The organism is Pseudomonas sp. FSL R10-1350 (assembly GCF_009600525.1).
Lineage (GTDB): Bacteria > Pseudomonadota > Gammaproteobacteria > Pseudomonadales > Pseudomonadaceae > Aquipseudomonas > Aquipseudomonas helleri.
Map to the genome: position 1 here is coordinate 1 of NZ_WIVR01000143.1, position 1,832 is coordinate 1,832.

At 53.5% G+C, this 1,832-nt stretch carries 1 protein-coding gene; it reads left to right on the forward strand.

Going from position 1 to position 1,832, the window contains the following annotated elements:
- Positions 1-377: 377 nt before the first annotated feature.
- Positions 378-1,409 carry a protein rep gene (locus GHO25_RS25485; RefSeq protein WP_178113950.1) on the forward strand — a complete coding sequence of 344 codons (1,032 nt, stop codon included), beginning with the start codon at positions 378-380 and terminating at the stop codon, positions 1,407-1,409.
- The last annotated feature ends 423 nt before the right edge of the window (positions 1,410-1,832 follow it).

The window sequence follows — 1,832 nt, forward strand, 5'->3', positions numbered from 1 at the left end:
GGGGTCAAGGGGACGTGGAATACCGCAGACCGGAACGGGCAAGGATATGCCGCGAAAGCCCCTTGATGCCTCGCAGTGCCCCAATGCTCCGGGCTGGTGGTTGGGGGTGCTCTTCCCCCGACCGCCTGCCACGTGGCGAGCAGTCCCGAAGGGCCGTCGGAGACGATCTGTTTTTGGCTTTTTGGCGGTGCTTGGAGGGGTCGAAAAACGGGCGTCGGAGAGGCCGATTTCCTTTACTTGATACTTACGATGGTAATTCAAGGGTGCAAAAAGCGGCTACAACCCTTGTGTACCGTGGCTTTGAGGGTTATTTGACGCGTAAAAAGAAAAACCCCAGAATCGTGGGTCTTCGAGGTCCAAGATATCTAGGGTTTTCCATGGAAAACGTTACCGCTTCCACGTCTGTCCATTCTAGCGAAATTATTGCGCTTGAACAGCCCCGCGACGGGCTTTCCGATTACAGTCCGAATGATGTCCCGTGGGACATTCACAGAGGTCAATCTGACGATGTGGGTGGGATTTATGCCAGCGCTCTAGAATTTGAGCGCTACGCCGCTCGAATGTCCGACTGTGGGGGGTTATTGCTGTTTGGTTGGGTTCTCAACCCTGAAACATCAGTGAATGCCCTACGTTTGCGTACGGCGTACTTTTGCCGGGTACGTCATTGCCCGGTGTGTCAGTGGAGGCGCTCGCTCATGTGGCAGGCTCGGTTTCACCAATCTCTCCCTCAGATCGTTCTAGAGCATCCTAAGGCTCGCTGGCTATTCCTGACCCTGACTGTGCCCAATTGCCCCATAGGCGAGCTTGGAGCGACTCTTACGGCGATGAATGCCGGGTGGAACCGACTCCAGGCGCGAAAAGAGTTAAAAGCGGTGATTGGTTGGGTACGGACTACCGAGGTAACTCGGAGTGCGATTGGGGAGGCGCACCCGCATTTTCACGTTTTGCTGATGGTCCCGCCTTCGATGCTGTCTGGATCGAAATACGTTAAGCATGCCCGCTGGGTTGAGATTTGGCAGGAATGCATGCGCGATCCGACGATCTCGCCAAGCGGTGTGCACGTTCAAGCGATTAAAGATCGGAGCTCAGAGACCGGGACGGAGGTGGGAGGGGCTGCGCTACAACGCGCGGTTTCGGAAACGCTGAAGTACAGCGTTAAACCGTCTGACATGACAAACGATCCTGATTGGTTTTTGGAATTGACGCGCCAATCCCACAAGCGCCGCTTTGTGGCAACCGGTGGCGTTTTGAAAAAGGTACTCCGTGTCGATGAGGAAACTGATTCGGATTTGGTTAAGAGAGGCGGCGCTGAAGAAGGCGAAGACGACGGTTCTCGGTTGGCTTTCAACTGGCGGGAAGTAGAGCGCCGATATCGCCGCGCACCCAACGGCGACAAACCAGCTCGCTGACTCTCAACGGGGTATCGGGGCACAGCCCTGATCAGGGTTTTGTGGGGATCGACTGCGTGCAGGCGGTGGCCACAAAACATTTCCTGTCCGTTTTTTAGATTTGAATTCAATTCGTTTTTTAAGATCCGATTAAATTCTTAATTTAGTTTTGTTTTCCGAATTCAAAACTCACTTAAAACCAAGAGCCCACGGCAGCAGGGGAGAGTTTTCAAAAGGCCTACATTTTGTAGCACTCTCCCTATCCTGCATCCTCTCTGCATCCTCTCTGCTCTGGCCTTTGACCTTCGCTGTTTCCCTCCGCTTTTTTGAACAGGGCGCGCTTAGTTGTTTCTACGAAACGCGCGGATCAAAAACGGATCAAGGGCGCACTTACGCAAACTTCGTTTGCATGCGGATCAAAATCCAAAGCAGATCAAAAGCGGA

What these genes read in the sequence shown, in the direction of transcription:
- GHO25_RS25485 (WP_178113950.1), top strand. Translation starts at nt 378, where the DNA reads ATGGAAAACGTTACCGCTTCCACGTCTGTCCATTCTAGCGAAATTATT.